At 68.1% G+C, this 21,621-nt stretch carries 19 protein-coding genes; 10 read left to right on the forward strand and 9 right to left on the reverse strand.

The features are described 5' to 3' along the window. Positions 1–4: 4 nt before the first annotated feature. Genes EH231_RS03255 through EH231_RS03270 form a run of 4 tightly spaced genes read right to left on the reverse strand, consistent with a single transcriptional unit; the run spans position 5 to position 3,182 of the window. Positions 5–898, reverse strand: a complete 894-nt coding sequence (locus EH231_RS03255) for an amino acid ABC transporter permease (protein WP_164480753.1) — start codon at positions 896–898, stop codon at positions 5–7. After that, complete coding sequence (locus tag EH231_RS03260; protein WP_090425286.1) at positions 898–1,578, reverse strand: amino acid ABC transporter permease; 681 nt, start codon at positions 1,576–1,578, stop codon at positions 898–900. Before EH231_RS03260 ends, EH231_RS03255 begins: the two co-directional genes overlap by 1 nt. Positions 1,579–1,599: 21 nt before the next feature. Further along, a complete protein-coding gene (locus EH231_RS03265; RefSeq protein ID WP_090425287.1) occupies positions 1,600–2,415 on the reverse strand; it encodes a glutamate ABC transporter substrate-binding protein in 816 nt (271 codons plus the stop codon). A gap of 38 nt (positions 2,416–2,453) precedes the next feature. After that, complete coding sequence (locus EH231_RS03270; RefSeq protein WP_164481144.1) at positions 2,454–3,182, reverse strand: amino acid ABC transporter ATP-binding protein; 729 nt, start codon at positions 3,180–3,182, stop codon at positions 2,454–2,456. A 158-nt stretch (positions 3,183–3,340) separates the two neighbouring features. Here EH231_RS03270 and miaB point away from each other — a divergent pair, with 158 nt between their 5' ends. Then, positions 3,341–4,894: a tRNA (N6-isopentenyl adenosine(37)-C2)-methylthiotransferase MiaB gene (gene miaB, locus EH231_RS03275; RefSeq protein ID WP_124714158.1), complete on the forward strand. Its 1,554-nt coding sequence runs from the start codon at positions 3,341–3,343 to the stop codon at positions 4,892–4,894. After that, a complete protein-coding gene (locus tag EH231_RS03280) occupies positions 4,882–5,532 on the forward strand; it encodes an Rv2732c family membrane protein (protein WP_234927108.1) in 651 nt (216 codons plus the stop codon). Before miaB ends, EH231_RS03280 begins: the two co-directional genes overlap by 13 nt. On the opposite strand, the gene EH231_RS03285 is transcribed toward EH231_RS03280, so the two are convergent. Next, on the reverse strand, positions 5,529–6,779 hold the full coding sequence (locus tag EH231_RS03285) for a DUF349 domain-containing protein (RefSeq protein ID WP_164480754.1): 1,251 nt from the start codon (positions 6,777–6,779) through the stop codon (positions 5,529–5,531). The genes EH231_RS03280 and EH231_RS03285 overlap by 4 nt on opposite strands. 236 nt (positions 6,780–7,015) lie before the next feature. Here EH231_RS03285 and EH231_RS03290 point away from each other — a divergent pair, with 236 nt between their 5' ends. Genes EH231_RS03290 through hflX form a run of 4 tightly spaced genes read left to right on the forward strand, consistent with a single transcriptional unit; the run spans position 7,016 to position 10,933 of the window. Beyond that, complete coding sequence (locus tag EH231_RS03290; RefSeq protein WP_124711862.1) at positions 7,016–7,702, forward strand: class III extradiol ring-cleavage dioxygenase family protein; 687 nt, start codon at positions 7,016–7,018, stop codon at positions 7,700–7,702. Further along, on the forward strand, positions 7,699–8,607 hold the full coding sequence (gene miaA, locus EH231_RS03295; RefSeq protein ID WP_090426101.1) for a tRNA (adenosine(37)-N6)-dimethylallyltransferase MiaA: 909 nt from the start codon (positions 7,699–7,701) through the stop codon (positions 8,605–8,607). Before EH231_RS03290 ends, miaA begins: the two co-directional genes overlap by 4 nt. A 4-nt stretch (positions 8,608–8,611) precedes the next feature. Next, positions 8,612–9,478: a diaminopimelate epimerase gene (gene dapF, locus EH231_RS03300; protein WP_124711863.1), complete on the forward strand. Its 867-nt coding sequence runs from the start codon at positions 8,612–8,614 to the stop codon at positions 9,476–9,478. A 45-nt stretch (positions 9,479–9,523) separates the two neighbouring features. Continuing rightward, positions 9,524–10,933, forward strand: coding sequence for a GTPase HflX (hflX, locus tag EH231_RS03305; RefSeq protein WP_090425292.1), 1,410 nt, complete (start codon positions 9,524–9,526; stop codon positions 10,931–10,933). A gap of 27 nt (positions 10,934–10,960) precedes the next feature. Here hflX and EH231_RS03310 read toward each other — a convergent pair whose 3' ends face one another. Then, the gene (locus EH231_RS03310; protein ID WP_124711864.1) at positions 10,961–12,493 is read right to left on the reverse strand and encodes a PE-PPE domain-containing protein; all 1,533 of its coding nucleotides are present in this window, start codon (positions 12,491–12,493) and stop codon (positions 10,961–10,963) included. A gap of 108 nt (positions 12,494–12,601) precedes the next feature. Next, positions 12,602–14,890: a molybdopterin guanine dinucleotide-containing S/N-oxide reductase gene (locus EH231_RS03315; RefSeq protein WP_124711865.1), complete on the reverse strand. Its 2,289-nt coding sequence runs from the start codon at positions 14,888–14,890 to the stop codon at positions 12,602–12,604. Positions 14,891–14,990: 100 nt separating this feature from the next. On the opposite strand from EH231_RS03315, the gene EH231_RS03320 reads away from it, so the two are divergent. Then, the gene (locus tag EH231_RS03320) at positions 14,991–16,151 is read left to right on the forward strand and encodes an acyl-CoA dehydrogenase family protein (RefSeq protein WP_090425295.1); all 1,161 of its coding nucleotides are present in this window, start codon (positions 14,991–14,993) and stop codon (positions 16,149–16,151) included. A gap of 179 nt (positions 16,152–16,330) precedes the next feature. Beyond that, positions 16,331–18,706: an LGFP repeat-containing protein gene (locus tag EH231_RS03325; protein WP_124711866.1), complete on the forward strand. Its 2,376-nt coding sequence runs from the start codon at positions 16,331–16,333 to the stop codon at positions 18,704–18,706. Positions 18,707–18,757: 51 nt separating this feature from the next. On the opposite strand, the gene lexA is transcribed toward EH231_RS03325, so the two are convergent. Beyond that, positions 18,758–19,477 (reverse strand): transcriptional repressor LexA, encoded by a 720-nt coding sequence (gene lexA, locus EH231_RS03330; protein ID WP_090425297.1) that lies wholly within the window; start codon positions 19,475–19,477, stop codon positions 18,758–18,760. A gap of 254 nt (positions 19,478–19,731) precedes the next feature. Between lexA and EH231_RS03335 the strand changes: the two genes are divergently transcribed. After that, on the forward strand, positions 19,732–20,229 hold the full coding sequence (locus tag EH231_RS03335; RefSeq protein ID WP_124711867.1) for a LysM peptidoglycan-binding domain-containing protein: 498 nt from the start codon (positions 19,732–19,734) through the stop codon (positions 20,227–20,229). Between the two features lie 164 nt (positions 20,230–20,393). Next, on the forward strand, positions 20,394–20,849 hold the full coding sequence (gene nrdR / locus EH231_RS03340; protein ID WP_019348288.1) for a transcriptional regulator NrdR: 456 nt from the start codon (positions 20,394–20,396) through the stop codon (positions 20,847–20,849). A 23-nt stretch (positions 20,850–20,872) separates the two neighbouring features. On the opposite strand, the gene EH231_RS03345 is transcribed toward nrdR, so the two are convergent. Further along, on the reverse strand, positions 20,873–21,559 hold the full coding sequence (locus EH231_RS03345; RefSeq protein WP_124711868.1) for a PhzF family protein: 687 nt from the start codon (positions 21,557–21,559) through the stop codon (positions 20,873–20,875). Positions 21,560–21,621: the final 62 nt, after the last annotated feature.

Raw genomic sequence — 21,621 nt, forward strand, 5'->3', positions numbered from 1 at the left:
GCCGTCAGTCCCGTTGGGTGTGCAACACCTGCGCGCCCGGTGCGCCTTCCTGCTCGACGGCCTCGGCCTCCAGCGGCGCGGGGCCGCGGCTGGAACGACGCAAGCGCTGCTCGATCCTGGTGGCCAACGACGACAACGCCATGTTGACGCTGATCATCAAGACCGCGATGACGATCAGGGCGGGCAGGATGTTGGCGTAGGCCGACCCGATATTCGTACCCTGACGAACCATCTCCACGAACGTGATCTGGTAGCCGATGGCGGTGTCCTTGAGCACCACGACCAGTTGCGAAACCAGCACCGGCAGCATCGCGGTGATCGCCTGCGGCAACAGGATCAGTCGCATGGTCTGCGTCCACGTCAATCCCAATGACCACGCGGCCTCCTGCTGACCACGGGGAAGGGAATGGACGCCGGCTCGAACGATTTCGGCGATTACCGCCCCGTTGTAGAGCGTCAGCCCGGTCACCACTCCGGCCAGCGCGATGTACTTGGACGGGAACACGTCGTACATGCCGAAGAGGAAGAACGCGAACAACATCATGATCAGCACCGGCACCGCGCGGAAGAACTCCACGACGACCGAGCAGATCCATCGGATCGGAGCAATCGGTGACAGCCGGCCGACACCGAGCACCATGCCCAACACCAGGGCAAAAACGATCGACACCGCCGCCGCGGTCAGTGTTCCCTGCACCCCGGGAAGCACGTAGGTGACCCACAGATCCGAGGTCAGGAACGGTTTCCACTTCTCGGGTTGGAGCTGATCCTTCTCCCAGAGCCGGTAGAGCACGAACACGATCAGTGCACCGGCGCCGAACGCGGCCAGCACCGCCAGGATGAAGTTGCGTGCCCGCGCCCGCGGCCCCGGGGCGTCGAACAGGACCGATGCGCTCATCAGCGAGCCACCGCCAGACGCTTACCCAACCACCCGAACAGCAGCCCCAGCGGCAGCGTCAGCAGGATGAACCCGGCGGCCATGATGGCACCGACGGTGAGCACCGCGGCGGTCGACTCGATCATCTCCTTCATCAACAAGGCGGCTTCCGCCACGCCGATCGCCGACGCGATCGTGGTGTTCTTCGTCAGCGCGATCAACACCGAACCGAGCGGGATGATCACTGCGCGAAATGCCTGCGGCAGCAGGATCAATCGCAGGTTCTGCCCAAAGGACAAGCCCAGTGACCGGGCGGCCTCGGCCTGACCCATCGGAACCGTGTTGACCCCCGAACGCACCGTCTCGCATACGAAAGACGCGGTATAGACCGTCAATCCGAGCACGGCCAGGCGAAAGTTGCTGTCCGCGATCGATGTCGGTGAATGCGGGTCGACCAGGGTGATCCGCAGCGTCTGCCCGACTCCGAGTGCACAGAACACGATGATCAGGGTCAGGGGAGTGTTGCGGATGACGTTCACGTACGCGGCGCCGAGCCAATTGAGCACCGGCACCGGAGCCAGCCGCATGGCGGCCAGCCCAGTGCCCAGGATCAGCGCACCGATCGCGGAGTACACCGTGAGCTGGATCGTGGTCCAGAACGCCGCGAATATCTGATCGCGGTATGCGTCGAAGATCTCCACAGTCGGTGCGCTGTCTCCGGATCAGTTGCGCTCGACGGCGGGCGGTGCCGGGGTGGGGATACCGGCGGGGCCGAGGTTGCGCTCGAACGCTTCTTTCCAGGCGCCGCTGGACTCCATCTTCTCGAGCGCGGTATTGATCTTGTTGCGCAACTCGGTGTCACCCTTCTTCAGGCCGATGCCGTAGCGCTCCTCGGAGAAGGTGTCCCCGGCGATCTTGAAGGTGCCCGGGCTTTGCGCGGCGTACCCGGCCAGGATCACCTCATCGGTGGTCAACGCGTCGACGGCACCGCTCTTGAGTGCATCCAGGCACAGCGTGTACGTGTCGTACTGCTGCAGCTGCACCTTCGGGTACTCGTCCTTGATCCGCTGGGCCGGGGTAGAACCCGACACTGAGCACAGCTTCTTGTTGTTCTCCAGCGAAGCTGCGCCGGTGATGTCGGTGTTGTCCGCGCGGACCAGCAGGCTCTGCCCGGTGAGCAGGTACGGGCCGGCGAAGTCGACCTTCTCCTTGCGTGCATCCGTGATCGAGTAGGTCCCCACGATGTACTCGACCTGACCGTTCTGGATCAGCGTCTCGCGCTGCGGCGAGGGGGCTTCCTTCCACTCGATCTTGTCCTCGGGGTAGCCGAGTTCATTGGCCACGTACTTGGCCACGTCGACGTCGAAGCCGGACATGGTGCCGTCGGGCTTCTTCAGACCGAGCCCGGGCTGGTCGTACTTGGTGCCGATGACAATCTTGCTGGAGTCACCGCCGCCGCCACCACAGGCCGTCGCGGCGAAGGGGAGGGCGATCGCGAGCGCGAGGGTACCGACCAACTTGAACGGCACGAATGGCATGTTCGGGTTCCTTTCGGGTGCAGCGTCAGTGCGGAGCGTCAGTGATGAAGGATCTTGCCGAGAAAATCTTTGGCGCGATCGGATTTCGGATTGTCGAAGAACTCGGCCGGCGGTGCGTCCTCGACGATGGCGCCGTCCGCCATGAACACCACCCGGTCAGACGCCCGGCGGGCGAAGCCCATCTCGTGGGTGATCACCACCATCGTCATGCCCTCGCCGGCCAGCGAGGTCATCACCGCCAGAACCTCGTTGATCATCTCGGGGTCCAGGGCGCTGGTGGGCTCGTCGAACAGCATGACCTTCGGGTTCATGGCCAGTGACCGCGCGATGGCGACGCGTTGCTGCTGACCACCGGACAGCTGAGCCGGGTACTTGTCGGCCTGATTGGCAACCCCGACGCGATCCAGCAGGGCCATAGCCTTCTCGCGCGCTTCGGCCTTGGACTTCCGGCGCACCTTCACCGGCGCCAGCGTGACGTTCTCCAGGATCGTCTTGTGCGCGAACAGGTTGAAGGACTGGAACACCATGCCGACATCGGAGCGGAGCTGTGCCAACTTGCGCCCCTCGGCCGGCAGCGCTTGGCCGTCGATCGCGATGCTGCCGGAGTCGATGGTCTCCAGCCGATTGATCGTGCGGCACAAGGTGGACTTACCCGAACCCGACGGGCCGAGCACCACGACGACCTGGCCACGGCCCACTTCGAGGTTGATGTCGTTCAGTACGTGCAGCGATCCGAAATGTTTGTTGACTCCCGACAGTGAGATCATCGGCACATCTATAGGTGCTGCATTGTCGACCTGCGGCTGCTCGCCGGGGCTTCCCATGGCAGGTGACCTTACCCAGGGAACGTCCAGCCTGCCCGGATCTCGTGAATCCGCCGCGTTAACGTTTTGGGTGGCTCCGTACCATTGAGGCCGTGACGACGATGGTGAACCGGGACGCGACGGCCGACCCGGCTACCGACGAGCGCTCGCGCGAGGAGTCGACGACCTGCGAGCGTGCCGTGCGCACCTATCAGGTCCGCACCTACGGCTGCCAGATGAACGTGCATGACTCCGAGCGGCTGTCGGGCCTGCTGGAGGACGCCGGATACCGGCGGGCCGAGGACGGCTCCGACGCCGACATCGTGGTGTTCAACACCTGTGCGGTGCGGGAGAACGCCGACAACAAGCTCTACGGCAACCTCAGCCACCTGGCCCCGCGCAAGCAGGCCGATCCGGACATGCAGATCGCCGTCGGCGGTTGCCTGGCGCAGAAGGACCGTGATTCGGTGCTGCGCCGCGCCCCGTGGGTCGACGTGGTCTTCGGCACCCACAACATCGGGTCGCTGCCCACGCTGCTGGAGCGGGCCCGCCACAACCGCGCCGCCCAGGTCGAGATCGTCGAGGCGCTGCAGGAGTTTCCGTCCACCCTGCCCGCGACGCGCGAGTCCGCCTACGCGGCGTGGGTGTCGATCTCGGTGGGCTGCAACAACACCTGCACGTTCTGCATCGTGCCGTCGTTGCGCGGCAAGGAGGTGGACCGTCGGCCCGGCGACATCCTGGCCGAGGTGCAGACCCTCGCCGACCAGGGCGTGCTCGAGGTCACCCTGTTGGGGCAGAACGTCAACGCCTACGGTGTGTCGTTCGCAGACCCAGAACTGCCGCGCGACCGCAGCGCGTTCGCCAAGCTGTTGCGCGCCTGCGGCGACGTGGAGGGGCTGGAGCGGGTCCGGTTCACCTCGCCGCACCCGGCCGAGTTCACCGACGACGTGATCGAGGCGATGGCGCAGACCCCCAACGTGTGCCCCACGCTGCACATGCCGCTGCAGTCCGGTTCGGACCGCATCCTGAAGGCGATGCGTCGCTCGTACCGGGCCGACCGCTACCTGGGCATCATCGACAAGGTCCGGGCCGCGATCCCGGACGCCGCGATCACCACCGACCTCATCGTGGGTTTCCCCGGTGAGACCGAGGAGGATTTCCAGGCCACCCTCGACGTCGTCGAGCGCTCCCGGTTCGCCGCCGCCTTCACCTTCCAGTACTCCATCCGGCCCGGTACCCCGGCCGCCGAGATGCCTGACCAGCTGCCGAAAGCGGTTGTCACCGAACGCTATCAGCGCCTGATCGACCTGCAGGAGCGAATCTCCCTGCAGGAGAACCAGGCTCAGATCGGCCGGACGGTCGAGCTGTTGGTGGCGACGGGCGAGGGACGTAAGGACGCCGCCACCGCTCGCATGTCGGGCCGGGCCCGCGACGGCCGCCTGGTGCATTTCACCCCCGGAGACAACGACATTCGGCCCGGCGACATCGTCACCACGACCGTGACCGGCGCCGCGCCGCACCATCTGATCGCCGACGCCCCGCTGGCGAGCCATCGGCGCACCCGCGCCGGCGACGCCCACGCGGCCGGGCAGCGCCCCCGTACCGGCGTCGGACTGGGGCTGCCGCGGATCGGTGCGCCGGAGACCCCGCCGCCATCAGGAGGATGTGGCTGTTGAGCAACGAAGGCGACTTCGAGCGGTTCGAGGACGACCTCGCCGCCGTCGAACGCAAGGTCACCCGGGAGTTCGACTCGGGTCCGCGCGCGATGGTGGTGGCGATCCTGGTGTTCGTGGTGCTGCTGTCGTTCGTGCTGCCGCACACCGGCTCCAGCAAGGGATTCGACGTTCTGGTCGGTGACGCCACGGCTGTCGCCGACGGCATCTCACTGCCTTCGCGGGTGTTCACCTGGCTGGCGCTGGTGTTCTCGGTCGGGTTCTCGACCTTGGCGCTGATCACCCGCCGCTGGGCGCTGGCCTGGGTGGCCCTGGCCGGTTCGGCGGTTGCCAGCGCGCTCGGGATGCTCGCGGTGTGGTCGCGTCAGACCGCCGCCGGCCATCCCGGCCCCGGGATCGGGCTGATCCTGGGCTGGCTGGCGGTGATCGTGCTGACCTTCCACTGGGCGCGGGTGGTGTGGTCGCGCACCGCGCTGCAGCTGGCGGCCGAGGAGGATCGTCGCCGCCAGGCCGCGGAGCAACAGCAGCACGGCGTGCTCGGCATCCCCGGTGCCGGTACGCCCACGCCTGATGTCACCAAGCCTGACGTCACCAAGTCCGACCCCGCAGTCAAGAAGCCGGACCAGCCGGACCAGCCCTAGCTGCGCTTGCCCAGCGCTTCCGCCGCCGCGTCGGCCCACTGACGCCACTGCTCGGCGCTCGCCCTGGCCTCGGCCGCGTCCTTGGCCCGGCCTGCGGCCTCCGCCTTCTCGGCCTGCTTCTCGAACTGCTCGGCACGTGAGCGGAACTGGTCGGCACGAGCCTGGGCCTCGGGATCGACGCCACCGGCCGGAGCGTCGCGGACCTTCTTCTCCACGGCGCGCAGCCGTCGTTCCAGGTCAGCGGAGCGTTCGCGGGGAACCTTGCCGATCGCGTCCCACTTGTCGCCGATGGTCCGCAATGCCGCGCGGGCCGCATCCAGATCGGTCGTGTCGATCTTCTCGGCCTCGGCCAGCAGCGCCTCTTTGGCGGTGGCATTGGCCTTGAACTCGGCGTCGCGTTCGGCGTTTGCGGCGTTGCGGGCCGCGAAGAACGTGTCCTGGGCGGCCTTGAACCGGTGCCACAGCGCGTCGTCGACGTCTTTGGCGGCGCGTCCCGCGGTCTTCCACTGGGACAGCAGGTCGCGGAAGGCCGCGGCGGTGGCGCCCCAGTCGGTCGACCCGGACAGCTGCTCGGCCTGATCGCACAGCCCCTCCTTGACCTGGCGGGCGCCGACCCGGCCGCGGTCGAGTTCGGCGAAGTGCGAGCCGCGACGGCGGTTGAACGTCTCCCGCGCGGTCGAGTAGCGCTTCCACAGGGCGTCGTCGAGCTTGCGGTCAAGTCCGGTGATGGTGCGCCACTCGTCGAGGATCTCGCGCAGCCTGTCACCGGCGGACTTCCACTGGGTGGAGTTCGCGGCCAGATCCTCGGCCTCGGCCGCCAGGGCCTCCTTGCGTGCGGTCTGTGCGGCGCGGTGCTCGTCACGCTGGGCCCGCTCGGTCGCAGCGGCGGCGTCGGCGTGTTCCAGGATCGCTGCCAGACGTGCGCTCAGGGCATCGACGTCGCCGAGAACCGCTGCGGTGGGCAGACTTTCGGCCAGTGCGGCGGCCGCGGACTTGATCTTGCGGGCATCGCCGGTGCCGGAGGAGAGCCGACGTTCCAGCAGAGCCACCTCGGTGTGCAGATCGTCGAAGCGCCGGCCGAAGTGGGTGAACGCCGACTCGGTGTCGCCGGCCTGCCATGAGCCGATGACGCGCTCACCGGATCCGCTGATCAACCACACCGTGCCGTCGTCGTCCACCCGTCCGAACCGGGGCGTGGGCCCGGAGGTGGTCGGGGGGGTGGCTCCGCCTGGCTCACTGGTTGTCATATCCGCTCCTCGTACTCCGCGCGGTTGCCCGCGCATCTGCCGCGCGACGCGGCGCCTGATGCTGTTGCTTGTCCGCTATTCAAGCAGGTCGTGCTGTGCCGTGCCCACGGCTTTCGGCTCAATGCCCTGACAAACTCCGATGTGCCGGGACGGATCGGCCGCATCCGGCGGCGTCGCAGGCGTCGATCACCACCACTCCTCGCAGCGCAGCGGGGGCCGCGCATTAGTTTGGTGACGTGCTGAGCGCCATCGCGATCGTCCCCGCCACGCCGGTTCTCGTACCCGAACTCGTGGGGGCGGCGGCGACCGAGGTGGCCGGGTTGCGCGACGCGGTGCTCGCCGCAGCGGGTTCGCTGCCTGCGCGCTGGCTGGCTGTCGGTGTCGGCCCCCGCGACGAGGTGTACGGACCCGACTGTGCCGGGACCTTCGCCGGCTACGGCGTCGACGTCCCGGTGGCGCTCGGTCCCGGCGCGGTGGGCGAGCCGGCCGAACTGCCGCTGTGTGTGCTGGTGGCCGGGTGGATCCGCGGCCAGGCCACGGCCGGTGCCGGGATCGAGGTGCACGCCTACGCCGCATCCCACCCGGTAGGTGAGGCGCTGGCCCGGGGCCGCGCGCTGCGGGCCAGGATCGACGAATCCCCGGAGCAGGTCGGCGTCCTGATCGTGGCCGACGGGTTGCACACCCTCACGCCCTCGGCCCCCGGCGGTTACCTGCCTGATTCTCCTGCCACGCAGCAGGATCTCGACGACGCGCTGGCCACCGGTGACCTCGCCGCGCTGGCCGAGCTGCCCGAACCGGTACTCGGCAGGGTGGCCTACCAGGTGCTGGCTGGCCTGATCGGATCCGCTCCCGGCTCGGCGCGGGAGATGTACCGCGGTGCGCCCTACGGGGTCGGCTACTTCGTCGGCGAATGGCTGCCATGACGCGGCCGATCGCGATCATCGGGCCCACCGGCACCGGGAAATCGGACCTGGCATTGGCGGTTGCCGAGCAACTGGGCGGCGAAATCGTGAATGCCGACGCGATGCAGTTCTATCGCGGCATGGACATCGGCACGGCCAAGCTGTCCGTCGCCGAGCGGCGCGGCATCCCGCACCACCAGCTCGATGTCCTGGAGGTCACCGAGACCGCCACGGTGGCCCGCTACCAGCAGGACGCCTCCGCCGACGTAGAGGCGATCGCGGCCCGCGGCGCCGTCCCGGTGATCGTCGGCGGCTCGATGCTCTATATCCAGTCGCTGCTGGACGAGTGGACATTTCCGGCGACCGATCCACAGGTGCGGGCCCGGTGGGAAGCTCGGCTGGCCGAGGTGGGGGTGGCCGCCCTCCACGTCGAGCTGACCCGGGTGGACCCCGCCGCGGGGGCGTCGATCCTGCCCACCGACGGTCGGCGGATCGTGCGGGCCCTGGAGGTCGTCGAGCTCACCGGCCAACCGTTCGCCGCCTCGGCGCCGAGTATCGGTACACCCCGCTGGGATACGGCGATCATCGGACTGGATTGGGAGACAACCGTTCTCGATGAACGTCTGCAGCGGCGCACCGACCTGATGTTCGCCGGCGGTCTGGTGGACGAGGTGCGGACGCTGATCGGCCGGGGCCTGCGTGATGGGGTCACCGCCGCACGTGCCCTCGGTTACGCGCAGGTGCTGGCCGACCTCGACGGCGGGGGAGACGGGGCCGCGGCACGGGAACCGACGTTCGTCGGCACCCGCCGCTATGTGCGCCGCCAGCGCTCCTGGTTCCGGCGCGATCATCGGGTGGCGTGGCTGGACGGGGCGGCCGACGGGCTGGTGCACGACGCGTTGCGGGTGTGGCGGCACGTATCCTGAACAGGTGATCTTCGCTAAAGGGCACGGCACGCAGAACGATTTCGTGGTGCTGCCCGACCTCGACGCCGCGCTGTCGCTGACACCGGCGGCCGTGGCCGCGCTCTGCGACCGCCGCCGCGGTCTTGGCGCCGACGGCGTGCTCCGGGTGACGACCGCCGGAGCCGCGCAGGCCGCCGGCGTTTTCGAGCGACTGCCCGACGGGGTCGCGGCATCCGATTGGTACATGGACTACCGCAACGCCGACGGCTCGATCGCCCAGATGTGCGGCAACGGGGTGCGGGTTTTCGCGCATTACCTGCGCGCCTCCGGGCTGGAATCCGCCGACGAGTTCGTGGTCGGCTCGCTGGCCGGGCCACGTCCGGTGGTGCTGCACAACGTCGACGACACCACCGCGGACGTCACCGTCGAGATGGGCAAGGCCAACCGGTTCGGTTCGGGAACCGCAGTGGTCGGTGGCCGCAGCGTCAGCGGTGTGGCCGTCGACGTGGGCAATCCGCATCTGGCTTGTGTCGGGCTGACCGAGGGCGAGTTGGCGGCCCTTGATGTGGGTGCGCCGGTGTCCTTCGACGAGCAGCTGTTCCCCGAGGGCGTCAACGTCGAGGTCCTCACCGTTCCGGTCGATGGCGCGGTGGCGATGCGCGTCCACGAGCGCGGCGTCGGAGAGACCCGCTCCTGCGGTACCGGCACCGTCGCGGCCACGCTTGCGGCCCTGGCGCATGCGGGCGCGGGCACCGGGACGTTGCGGGTGCGGATCCCCGGCGGTGAGGTCACCGTGACCATCACCGAGTCCACGAGCTATCTGCGTGGCCCCTCGGTACTGGTGGCCCGCGGTGAGCTGAGCAACGACTGGTGGAACGCTGCGCACGCCTAATTGGGGTGCGCGCGGCCCGATCCACGTGACAACCTGTAAGTACATATGACTCATCCAGAACATCCCGTCACTCCCAGCACCGGTGAGCTGGCCCTCGAAGATCGCGCCTCACTGCGCCGCGTCGCCGGGCTGTCCACCGAACTCACCGACGTCACCGAGGTCGAATACCGCCAGCTGAGGCTGGAGCGCGTGGTCCTGGTCGGTGTGTGGACCGAGGGCAGCGCGGCCGATGCCGATGCCAGCCTGGCCGAGTTGGCGGCGCTGGCCGAGACCGCGGGCTCGGAAGTGCTCGAGGGGCTCATCCAGCGCCGCGACAAGCCCGATCCGGCCACCTACATCGGCTCGGGCAAGGCTGTCGAACTGCGCGAGGTGGTGCTCGCGACCGGGGCCGACACCGTCATCTGCGACGGCGAGCTGTCACCCGCGCAGCTCAACTCGCTGGAGAAGGTGGTGAAGGTCAAGGTCATCGACCGCACCGCGCTGATCCTGGACATCTTCGCCCAGCACGCCACGAGCCGGGAGGGCAAGGCGCAGGTGTCGCTGGCCCAGATGGAGTACATGCTGCCCCGGCTGCGCGGCTGGGGTGAATCGATGTCACGACAGGCCGGCGGTCGCGCCGGCGGGGCCGGTGGCGGCGTGGGAACCCGCGGTCCCGGTGAGACCAAGATCGAAACCGATCGCCGCCGCATCCGTGAACGGATGGCCAAGCTGCGCCGCGAGATTCGCGACATGAAGAAGATCCGCGACACCCAGCGCAGCCGGCGGCTGTCCTCGGATGCCGCCTCGGTGGCCATCGTCGGCTACACCAACGCCGGCAAGTCCAGCCTGCTCAACGCTTTGACCGGGGCCGGTGTGCTGGTGGAGAACGCCCTGTTCGCAACGCTCGAACCCACCACGCGGCGTGGAGAATTCGACGACGGGCGGCCATTCGTGCTGACCGATACCGTCGGCTTTGTCCGGCACCTGCCCACCCAGCTGGTCGAGGCGTTCCGGTCCACCCTCGAAGAGGTGGTGGACGCGGACCTCCTGGTGCACGTGGTGGACGGCTCCGACGAGCATCCGCTGGCGCAGATCAACGCGGTCCGTCAGGTGATCAACGATGTGGTCGCCGAGTACGACATCGCCCCACCGCCGGAGTTGTTGGTGGTCAACAAGATCGACGCTGCCACCGGCCTGGGGCTGGCCGCGCTGCGGCGTGCCCTGCCCGACGCGGTGTTCGTCTCGGCGCACACCGGTGACGGGCTGGACCGGCTGCGGGCCCGGATGGCGGAGATGATCCCGCCCACCGACGCCACGGTGGACGTGACGATTCCCTACGACCGCGGGGACCTGGTTGCGCGGGTGCACGCCGAGGGCCGGGTGGACGCCACCGAGCACACCACCGAGGGCACCCGGATCAAGGCGCGAGTACCCATGGCACTCGCGGCGAGCCTGAGCGAGTTCGCCACCTTCTGATCCGGCTCGTCGGCCGTGCGGCGGGTCTCAGGCCGCGGGCTTCTTCTCGCTGGTGTTGGCCGCCTTGACCTTGCCCTTGGTGCCCTCTGTGCCGTTCGGGCCAGCCAGCGCCTTGCGTACGGTGCTGCGGATCGACTTCGCCAGGTCACGCGCCGGGTGGATGTCGCCGGCCCGCAGCTTGGGCCGCTTGATCTCGGTGGCCGGTGTGTCTTCGCCCCCGGTGGTCGTCTCGGCCAGTGGGTTCACCTTGAGCACATTGAGTCTGGGCAATTCAGGAAGCTTGGGCGACTGGGGTGTGTTTGCCGTGGTGCTCGAAACCTTCACGGCGTCTTGCGCGTTGGCGGTGGCGGATTCAGTGGGGTCGGACCAGCCCGGCAATGGGTCGAGGCCAGGGTTGCGTGCTGCCTGGATTCCCTCGGGGATGTCGTTGATGAGGTCGGTGACGAGCTTCACCGGATTGACCCTCGGCACCAGCTGGAACGGCGTCGGGCTGCCGTAATCGCCACGGTCATAGCCGGTTTCGATCAACGTCTGCATCGCCGGTGAGACCAGATCGACAAGCGGGATCACCACAGCGGACGTTCCGGTCGCCGCGCCGAGGTCGATCAGCGGCTGCATGATCGGCAGATACTTTGCCGGCAGCGTGATGTAGCGGGTGTCGCCGTGCACCTGGCAGTGAGTGGCCTCCGAGCAGTTGGCCTGGGCATTGGCGACCGCGGCCTGCACTTGCTCGGGTGTGTACCCATAAGGCGTCGCGCCGGCCTCGTCACCGCCCTTCGGGGCCAGGTAGGTGCCGTGCACGTATTCGAACCCGGCGAGCGCATTGACCAGGGACAACGGGTTCAGTACCCAGGACGGTGCGTCGGCGACGCCGTCGTACTGCAGCGCGATGTCATCGGTGTTGATCACCCCGTCGGGCGCGGTGTCGGTGGGCGTCGGATTGCCGAACGTCGCGTCCAGGACGGGCACGGTGCCCAGCGCTGCGAGACGTTCGAACAGGCCGCCGTTGGGCCGGTTCGGGTTGCCGATCAGGACGAACGAGACGTTGGTGGGCAACGTCGGGTCGGCGGGGTTGTTGAGATATGCGAGATTGCCCTTGTAGATGCCGGCGACGGTGGCGCCCTGCGAATAGCCGAAGATCACGACCTCGTGGTCCGGGTTGTAATTCTGCTCTTGGCCGGGAGCCGGCGGGGTCAGCTGCGCACCGTAGGCGGTGGCCAGACTCGAGACTCCGCTCTGCACCGAGACGTTCCACTTGGCGCCCTCCAGCCCGCCCCACCCGGCGAACGGGAACGGCCAGAACTGGGCGATGTAGGGAACACCGACGCACGTCACGTCGGTGCAGGTGCTGCCCGGTGCCACGTAGTACTGGACCGCGTGATCCTCGTAGTTCTGCGACAACGCCGGGTTCGGTGTGCCGGTACCCGGAACCACCAGCACCGTGGCGCTGAGCACGACGTCGGCGGTGAAGGTCGTGGTGACCGCTATCGCGGCGGAACCGGACAGGGCCACGGTGCCGACCAGCAGCGACCTGGCAGCAGAACGGGGTGAGAATCGCATCGGCCAGATCTCCTTCTGCTGACGCCGCGGTCAGCGCTGAAGGGGATCTTTGCACCGGCACACAACCGCTACCGCACAAACGGCCGAAGTGGCGGCCGCCCAACGGTTTCAGCGTGTCCTGATCACCGGTGGCTCGTGCGCCCGTACCGGGGGCAGCGTGCGGGCGAACTTCTCGACCTGCACCAGGACGTGCGCGCCGGTGCAGCCGCGGGCCAGCGAAGAGGTCCCGACGTCCTCGGTCAGCACGTTGGGATTGCCGTGGATGCACATCGAATCGGGGTCGGCCGGATCGGCCGGGTCGAACCAGGCCCCGGTCGACAGTTGCACCACGGCCGGGCGAAGCCGGTCGTCGATCACCACTCCGGCCAGGCACGCCCCGCGGTCGTTGAACACCCGCACCACGTCGCCATCGGCGAGCCCGCGGTCCGCCGCGTCATCCGGGTGGATCCGGATCGGTTCACGGCCTTGAACTTTCGATGACTGGCTGGTGGCGCCGCCGTCGAGTTGACTGTGCAGGCGGGTCGCGGGCTGATTGGCCAGCAGGTGCAGCGGATATGCCTGGGCGCGCCGCCCGCCGAGCCACTCCGTCGGTTCGTACCAGCGGGGGTGGCCTGCGCAGTCGTCGTAGCCGAACCCGTCGATCTCGGCGGAGAAGATCTCGATTCGGCCGCTCGGTGTGGCCAGCCGCCGCCCGACCGGGTCGGCGCGGAAATCGGCGAGCAGCGTCAGCCCCGGTTCGGTGGGGAGGCGCAAGTGTCCGGCGGCCCAGAATTCGTCGAATCCGGGTACCTCGAAATCCAGCCCGGCAGACCACTTTTCATACATGTGGGCCAGCCACTCGCGCGCTGTGCGGCCCTCGGTGAACCGCGGGCCGAAGCCGAGCCGCTCGGCCAGGGCGGAGAACGTGGTGTAGTCATCGCGGGAGTCGGCATACGGTTGCGCCAGCGCGGGCATGGCCACGAGCAGCGGGTCGTTGCGTGATCCCGAGTAGTCCTCGCGTTCATAGGCGGTGGTCGAGGGCACCACGATGTCGGCGTGCTTGGCCATCGCGGTCCAGTACGGGTCGTGCACCACGATGGTGTCGACGCGGGACAGGGCCCGGCGCAATCTCGGGATGTTCTGGTGATGGTGGAACGGATTGCCGCCGGCCCAGTACACGCACTTGATGTCGGGGTAGGTCAGTTGCATACCGTTGTAGTCGAACGGCTGACCTGGGTGCAGCAGCATGTCGGTGACCGCCGCGACCGGGATGAACGTCCGCACCGGGTTGGGCCCTTGCGGCAGGGCGGGCAGGCCGCAGCGTAGCGGCGGCAGCCCCGGCTCGTTCATCGAGCCATAGCCGTGCCCGAAACCTCCTCCGGGGAGCCCGATCTGGCCGAGCATCGCGGCCAGGGTCAGTCCCATCCACGGAGCCTGTTCGCCGTGCCGGACCCGCTGCAGCGACCAGCTGACGGTGACCAGGGTGCGCGAGGCGGCCATCCGCCGAGCCAGTGCGGTCAGTTCCTCGGCGGGCAGCCCGCTGATCGCCGACGCCCACTCCGGGCTCTTGGCAATGCCGTCGTCGCGGCCCAGCAGGTACCGTTCGAACCGCTGGTATCCGGCGCAGTGTGTGTCGAGGAAATCGAGATCGGCCAGGCCTTCTGTGGCCAGAACGTGGGCCAGCGCGAGCATCACCGCCACGTCGGTGCCGGGGACCGGGGCCAGCCAGTGGCAGTCGCCGTCCACGTCGTCGCGCAACGGGCTCAACGACACGATCTGCCCGCCGCGGTCACGCAACCGGTGCAGCGCGTCGCGGGCCGGATGTGCCGTGGTGCCACCGTGATTGATGCCGGTGTTCTTCAGTGCGACACCGCCGAAGCACACCAGCAGCTCGGTGTTCTCGGAGATGACGTCCCAGTCGGTGGAGCGTTTGAACAGGTCGTCGTGGGTCCCGACCACCCGTGGCATGATTACCCCGGTCGCGCCCAGGCTGTAGGAATGCCGGGAAAACGTATAGCCGCCAAGCATTTTCAGAAAGCGGTGCACCTGGCTCTGGGCGTGGTGGAAGCGTCCGGCGCTGGCCCAGCCGTAGGAGCCGCCGTAGATCGCCTCGTTGCCGTAGGTGTCGACGACCCGTCGTAGCTCGCCGGCCAGCAATTCGGTGAGCTCGTCCCAGGACACCGCGACGTACTCATCGGCGCCCCGCTCTGCGCTGGGGCCGGGGCCGTCGTCCAGCCAGCCTCGGCGCACCGCGGGTCCGGTGACCCGGGAGCGGTGCCGGATCGAGCCGGCCAGGTTGCCCAGCAATGGCGAGGGGTCGGCGTCACCGGCCAGCGGGGTGACGGCGCTGATGTCGCCGTCGGCGAGGTCGGCGGTGAAGGCACCCCAGTGCGCGAGGCTCGCGGGGGACTGGGGCATGTCCCGAGTTTACGGGCGGTAGTCACCCACCCCGGGCTGACCAACCACCCGGTTGGTATAGGTTGGCCCCAAATCCGTAACCAGTACCGGAGGTCACACCATGAGCAGTGTTGTGAAGTACGACCGCACGTTGTTCGAGCCCGAGCACGACTTGTTCCGCGAGTCGTACCGGGCGTTTCTGGACAAGCATGTCGCGCCGTTCCACGACCAGTGGGAAAAAGACAAGATCGTCGACCGCGGCGTCTGGCTCGAGGCGGGGAAGCAGGGCTTTCTCGGGATGGCGGTGCCCGAGGAGTACGGCGGCGGCGGCAACGACGATTTCCGGTACAACACGATCGTCTGTGAGGAGACCGTCGCCGGCCGCTACAGCGGCATCGGCTTCAGCCTGCACAACGACGTTGTCGCGCCCTACCTGTTGCGGCTGGCGACCGAGGAGCAGAAGCAGCGCTGGCTGCCCAAGTTCTGCACGGGCGAATTGATCACGGCGATCGCAATGACCGAACCCGGTACCGGCAGCGACCTGCAGGGCATCAAGACCCGGGCGGTCCGCGACGGCGACCACTACGTCCTCAACGGGTCGAAGACCTTCATCACCAACGGCATCAACGCCGATCTGGTGATCGTCGTCGCTCAGACCGACCCCGAGAAGGGGGCCTTGGGCTTCTCCCTGGTCGTGGTGGAGCGCGGCATGGAGGGCTTCGAGCGGGGCCGGCACCTGGACAAGATCGGCCTGGACGCCCAGGACACCGCCGAACTGTCGTTCACCGATGTCAAGGTGCCTGTCGAGAACCTGCTCGGCGAGGAAGGCCAGGGCTTCGTCTACCTGATGCAGAACCTGCCGCAGGAACGCATCTCGATCGCCATCATGGCCGCAGCGGCGATGGAGGCGGTGCTGGAGCAGACGGTGCAGTACACCAAGGAGCGCAAGGCATTCGGCAAGCCCATCGGCAGTTTTCAGAACAGCCGATTCCTGTTGGCCGAGCTGGCGACCGAGGCCACCGTGGTGCGGATGATGGTCGACGAGTTCATCCGGCTGCACCTCGACGAGAAGCTGACCGTGGAGCAGGCCGCGATGGCCAAGTGGTACTCCACCGAGAAGCAGGTCGAGCTCATCGACCGCTGCCTGCAGATGCACGGCGGCTACGGCTACATGCGGGAGTACCCGGTCGCGCGGGCCTACCTGGATGCCCGGGTGCAGACCATTTACGGCGGCACCACCGAGATCATGAAGGAGATCATCGGACGCAGTCTGGGTGTCTGACGCACCGGAATCACCCGGCGTGGCGCCCCGAGAAGCCCAAATCTGGGGCGTCAGACCCAGATATTGGGGCTTTTTTGGTCATGATCGGCCGCGTTAGTTGGTTATCGTCACCTGCTGAAGCAAAGTTGTCGGGGCGGGACATTTCTGAGAAAACTTTGCCGAACGAGCGGGGAGAGCGCATGACTAGGCCTGGAGCGAGGCTGAGCGCGGCCGTGTGGCGGTTGGCGGTCGGCATGCTCGCACTCGTGGTCGCTGGCTTGATGGTGCCGGCGGTGGCTTCGGCCACCCCGGAGTCGGACGCCGACGCCGCCGTCACCGCCGCCTGGGAGGCCAGCGGCGGCGACGGTGGCCCACTGGGACCGCGTCAGGGCGGCGTGTACGCAGCGGGTTCGGGCTTCGCGCAGAACTTCGCCGGGGGCAAGATGTTCTTCACCCCGGCGACCGGCGCTCACTTCATGCAGGGTGCGATTCTGGAGAAGTACGAGTCGTTGGGTGGCCCGGCCGAAGGCGACCTGGGATTCCCCACCATCGACGAAGGCGCCGGGCGTGCTCCCGACAGCCGCAACTCGACGTTGAGCGCGCCTGACAATCCCGTCATCTTCTGGACCCCGTCCACCGGTGCCCGGGTGGTCCGGGGCGCCATCAACGCCGCATGGGACAAACTCGGCGGTTCTGCCGGTGTACTGGGCGTCCCGGCCGAAGATGAGTCGTTCGACGGCGACGTGAGCTCTCAGAAGTTCACCGGCGGCGAGATCTCCTGGAACCGCAAGACCAAGGCGTTCACGACCGTGCCGCCGGAGCTAGCCGATCAGCTCGCCGGCCTGGACATACCGTCGGATCCCGCCGCGGCGATCGCCGCGGCGCGGCGTGCGGCAGGCGGGGCGATGGGCCCGCTGGGAGCCAAGGACGGCGACCAGTATCCGATCAGTGACGGTGGGTTCGGCCAGAACTACGCCGGCGGCAAGATCTTCTACACCCCGGCCACCGGGGCCAACGCCATCACCGGCCAGCTGCTGGAGAAGTACGAGAGCGTCGGCGGTCCCGAGGGCGATCTGGGCTTCCCGACCGCCAGCGAGTCCGAGGGCGGGCTGGGCCCGAACAGCCGGATCAGCACCTTCGCCGCCGCCGACAACCCCGTCATCTTCTGGACTCCCGATTACGGCGCGGTGATCGTCCGCGGCGCCATGAAGGCGGCCTGGGACAAGCTCGGCGGGGCGAAGGGCGCACTGGGCGCCCCGATGGCCGACCAGACCGAAGACGGCACCGTCATCAGCCAGCGGTTCAGCGGTGGAGCGATCTCCTGGGACCGCGACGCCAACACGTTCACCACCGAGCCCTCGAAACTCGCCTCCGAGCTGAGCGGGCTGGAGGTTCCGGGTGTGGGACAGCCGCACGCCACCGGTCCGCAGCCTTCCGGCCCGGACACCAAGAAGCCGTTCTCCTGGCATTGGAGCTGGTGGTGGCTGATCGCGGTGGTCCCGGTTCTGCTGCTCGCAGGGCTGATCGTTGGTGCGGCGCTGTGGCACCGCCGCCGGGCCGGTGACGATGACGACTTCGACCACGATCCGTTCGACGACGACTACGACGGCGGTCCCGGCGAACCGCGCTATGACGAGGGCGGGTACGACGACGCGCGCTACGAATCGCGTGGGTACGACGACGAGTTCGGTGACGAGCGCGGGGCGCGGGAGGCGGGTTACGCGCCGAGTTCCGTCTACGGTGCCGGTGAGGCCACGACGGCGCGATTCGCCGGGCCGGGCGAGGAATCGGCGGGGGGCGCGGCGGCGTCCCCGTACGACGGTCCCACCGACATCGCGATGCCGGTCAGTCAATGGGCCGCTCCGCACGGATCGCCCGGCGGCTATGGAGCGCCGGGCGAGGAGGACGAGCCACCCGAGGATTCCTCGCAGCTGGCCGGCCCGGAGCCCCAACAGCGTTACGACAGGTACGAAGACGACGGCTACCAGGACGACGACGACTTCGATGATGACGACGACTTCGAAGAAGATGACTTCGAGGACGACGATTTCGACGAGGACGAGGATCCCGACGCGCCCATAGATGCCGACTTCGAGGAAGTCGCCGAAGGTGATGACACCGAAGGTGAGATCGAAGCGGAACTCGCGGACGAGGACCTGACGGATACCCGGGCGCTCGCGAGCCCGGCCGGCGGGGTGCGTGAAGCGGCGGGTTTCGCGGCGGCGGGCTTGGCCGTGCCGAGCGATCAGGACAACGTCGACACCGCTCCGACCCGGGTCATCACCGAGGCCGAGGCCTACAGCAGCAGCCAGGCCTACAGCAGTGAGGCCTATAGCAGCGAGGCCCACAGTGGGCGCCATGCGGCCATCGAACTCGATGAGATCCCCAGCGCCACGGCCATTCACCTACCGCTGGACGACCCGAACCGCGCACCGGAGGGCTACCCGATCAAGGCCGACACGAAGTCCGGTCGGTACTGGGCGCCCGACAGCAGCGAGTACGACGACGCGACGGCCGAGATCTGGTTCGCCAGTGAGGAATTCGCTCGCACAAACGGATTTGTGCGAGCCGACTGAAATCGAAAGGCCCGGCCACATCGAGGTGCGGCCGGGCCCGATCTCGGCTGGTCAGATCTTGCGGATCACGGTGACGACCTTGCCGAGCACCGCGGCGTCGTTGCCCGGGATCGGGTCGTACGCCGGGTTGTGCGGCATGAGCCAGACCTGACCGCGCGTCCGCTTGAATGTCTTGACGGTGGCTTCGCCGTCGATCATGGCTGCCACGATGTCGCCGTTGTCGGCCACGCTCTGCTGGCGCACCACCACCCAGTCGCCGTCGCAGATCGCGGCGTCGACCATCGAGTCTCCGACGACCTTGAGCAGGAACAGCGAGCCTTCGCCGACCAGTTCGCGGGGCAGCGGGAAGACGTCTTCGACGGCCTGCTCGGCCAGGATGGGACCACCCGCGGCGATGCGCCCCAGCACCGGCACGAAGGTCGGTTCGGGTAACGCGTCGGAGCCGGCCACATCGGTGGACACCACTGCGGCCGCCGGATCGTCGGAGGCGCGCACGTCGACGGCACGCGGCCGGTTGGGGTCGCGCCGCAAGTAGCCCTTGCGTTCGAGGGTGCGCAACTGATGGGCGACCGATGAGGTCGAGGTCAAGCCGACCGCGTCGCCGATCTCGCGGATGCTGGGCGGGTAGCCGCGACTGGTCACCGACGCGCGGATCACGTCGAGGATGGTCCGTTGCCGGTCGGTGAGGCCGCCCTCGGCCCGGCGTGGGCCCGCGCTGTCCGATCCGGCCGGGCTGTCGATGCTGCCGTCCCTGCTGCGGTCGTCGCTCATGAGGCCGAATGTAGTCGCTGGTCGAACATTAATCAAACATGTGTTCGACGCGTGTTGCGCGCGTGTCCGCTGGTGGGATGCGCGAGGGGCTCACGAGGGGCCTGGCGCGGGTCGTGCGCGGGCTTCGCGGCCCGAACTTGTCGGTGGTCCGTTCTATCGTTTGGCAACAGTTCGATCACATGTTCTATCCATCGAACACATGAGCGACTATGTTCGAACACAAGAGCGAACACGACCCACCGAAAGGCAGTCAGATGGCGATCATCGATATCCCCGCCGATAGCCGTTCCAGCGCTGTTCGGGCCACGCAGAAGTCGCAGCCGCCCCGCGCCCGCGCCCAGTTCGGCGCCGCCGCGCCGCGGCCGGTACGCCGGGTCCAGCGGCCCGCGCCGTCCCGTCCCGACATCGGTGCGGTCCGATACCGCGGAACCGGCGTACTGATGTCGCGGGCGTCTCATCGCAGCCGGCCCATCACGCCGTTGACCACGGTCCTGTTGGCTCTCGTCGCCGCCGGCATCACCGTGTGGCTGGGGTTGGTGGCACAACTCGGCGGGGTCGTGGGCGCCGAGACTCCGACGCCGACCGAACTGGCCGTGGTCCAGGTGAAGTCGGGGGAGACGCTGCAGCAGGTGGCCCGGCGCGTCGCCCCGGATGCTCCGGTGGCCCGGGTCGTCGAGCAGATCCGCGATCTCAACCAGCTCGACTCGGTGGCGATCGACGCAGGGCAGACGCTGCTCGCCCCGGTTGGCTGAGCAGTGCGATGTCCGCTGAATCGTCCTGGCTGCCAGCCACACTGGCCGGCGTCGGCTTGAGCACCTACACCCCACTGCACCCGGCGGTGAGTCTCCCGCGGGCAACGCGGGTACGCTCAAGGGCGCTCGAGCTAGTTGTCCGGCGGCATGACGAAGGAGCGGTAATGCATTGTCCGTTCTGCCGTCACCCTGATTCGCGTGTGGTTGATTCCCGCGAGACCGACGAGGGACAGGCCATCCGGCGCCGGCGGTCCTGCCCTGAATGCGGACGCCGATTCACCACTGTTGAGACGGCCGTGCTGGCCGTGGTGAAGCGCAGCGGGGTGACCGAGCCGTTCAGCCGCGAGAAGGTCATCCGCGGGGTACGTCGGTCCTGTCAGGGCAGGCAGGTCGATGACGACGCCCTCAACGTACTTGCACAGAAGGTCGAGGACGCCGTCCGCGGACTGGGCACACCCGAGATCCCCAGTCACGAGGTCGGCCTGGCGATACTCGGACCGCTTCGCGAACTCGACGAGGTCGCCTACTTGAGATTCGCCTCGGTGTACCGGTCATTTTCGTCAGCCGAAGACTTCGAGCGCGAGATCGAGGCCCTGCGGGCCCACCGCGCCGAGGCGTAATCCGGCCCGGGTTCGGTCCCGGTTCAGTCCAGTCGGGAGGTGCCGTCGTTGACGACGCGGCCGGCCAGGCGAACCCAGCCCTCCGGACTCCAGCGGGTCTCGATCACCGAGCCCTTGCCCTGGATGATCGTCAGATCCCGGCTGAGATAGTCGGTCATCCGCACCGCCGCCGCGCCGGTGGCCTCATCTTCGGGGATCCCCAGGTGCGGGGCGAACGACCTCGATCGCAAGGTGCCGTTCGCCTCGTCGATCCAGGCCCACAGGTAGTTCTCGTCGGCATCGGTGAAATCGTCGGGATCGGCGGCGAGCAACTCGTCGACCGAGGCCAGGTCGTAGATGGCGAACTCCGGTGCCCACTCCGAGCGGGCGTTGACGACGGCGCGATCGTCGTCGTACTCCACCTGGAGGATTCCCGCGGGCACTCGCAGGGTGTGGACCGGCAGCCCTGTTTCGCGCAGCCACCACGAGGCACCGACCGTCGGGTGCCCTGCGAACGGCAGCTCGGCGACCGGGGTGAAGATGTGAGCACTGGCCGAGTTGCCGCCGGGCTGCGGCAGATCGATGAATATGGTTTCGCTGTAACCCAATTCGGCCGCGATCCGTTGCCGGTCGCCGGGGGCGACGGTGCTGTTGTCGACGACGCCGAGCGGATTGCCGTACTTGCCGTCGGAGTCGGTGAACACGCGTAACACGGTGACGTCGATGGCCATGGTCCGATGCTACGTCGCCGCCCACCCTCCCCGGGCGGACCGCGACGAGACCCCGTTCGGGT

Source organism: Mycolicibacterium nivoides (genome assembly GCF_003855255.1).
GTDB lineage: Bacteria > Actinomycetota > Actinomycetes > Mycobacteriales > Mycobacteriaceae > Mycobacterium > Mycobacterium nivoides.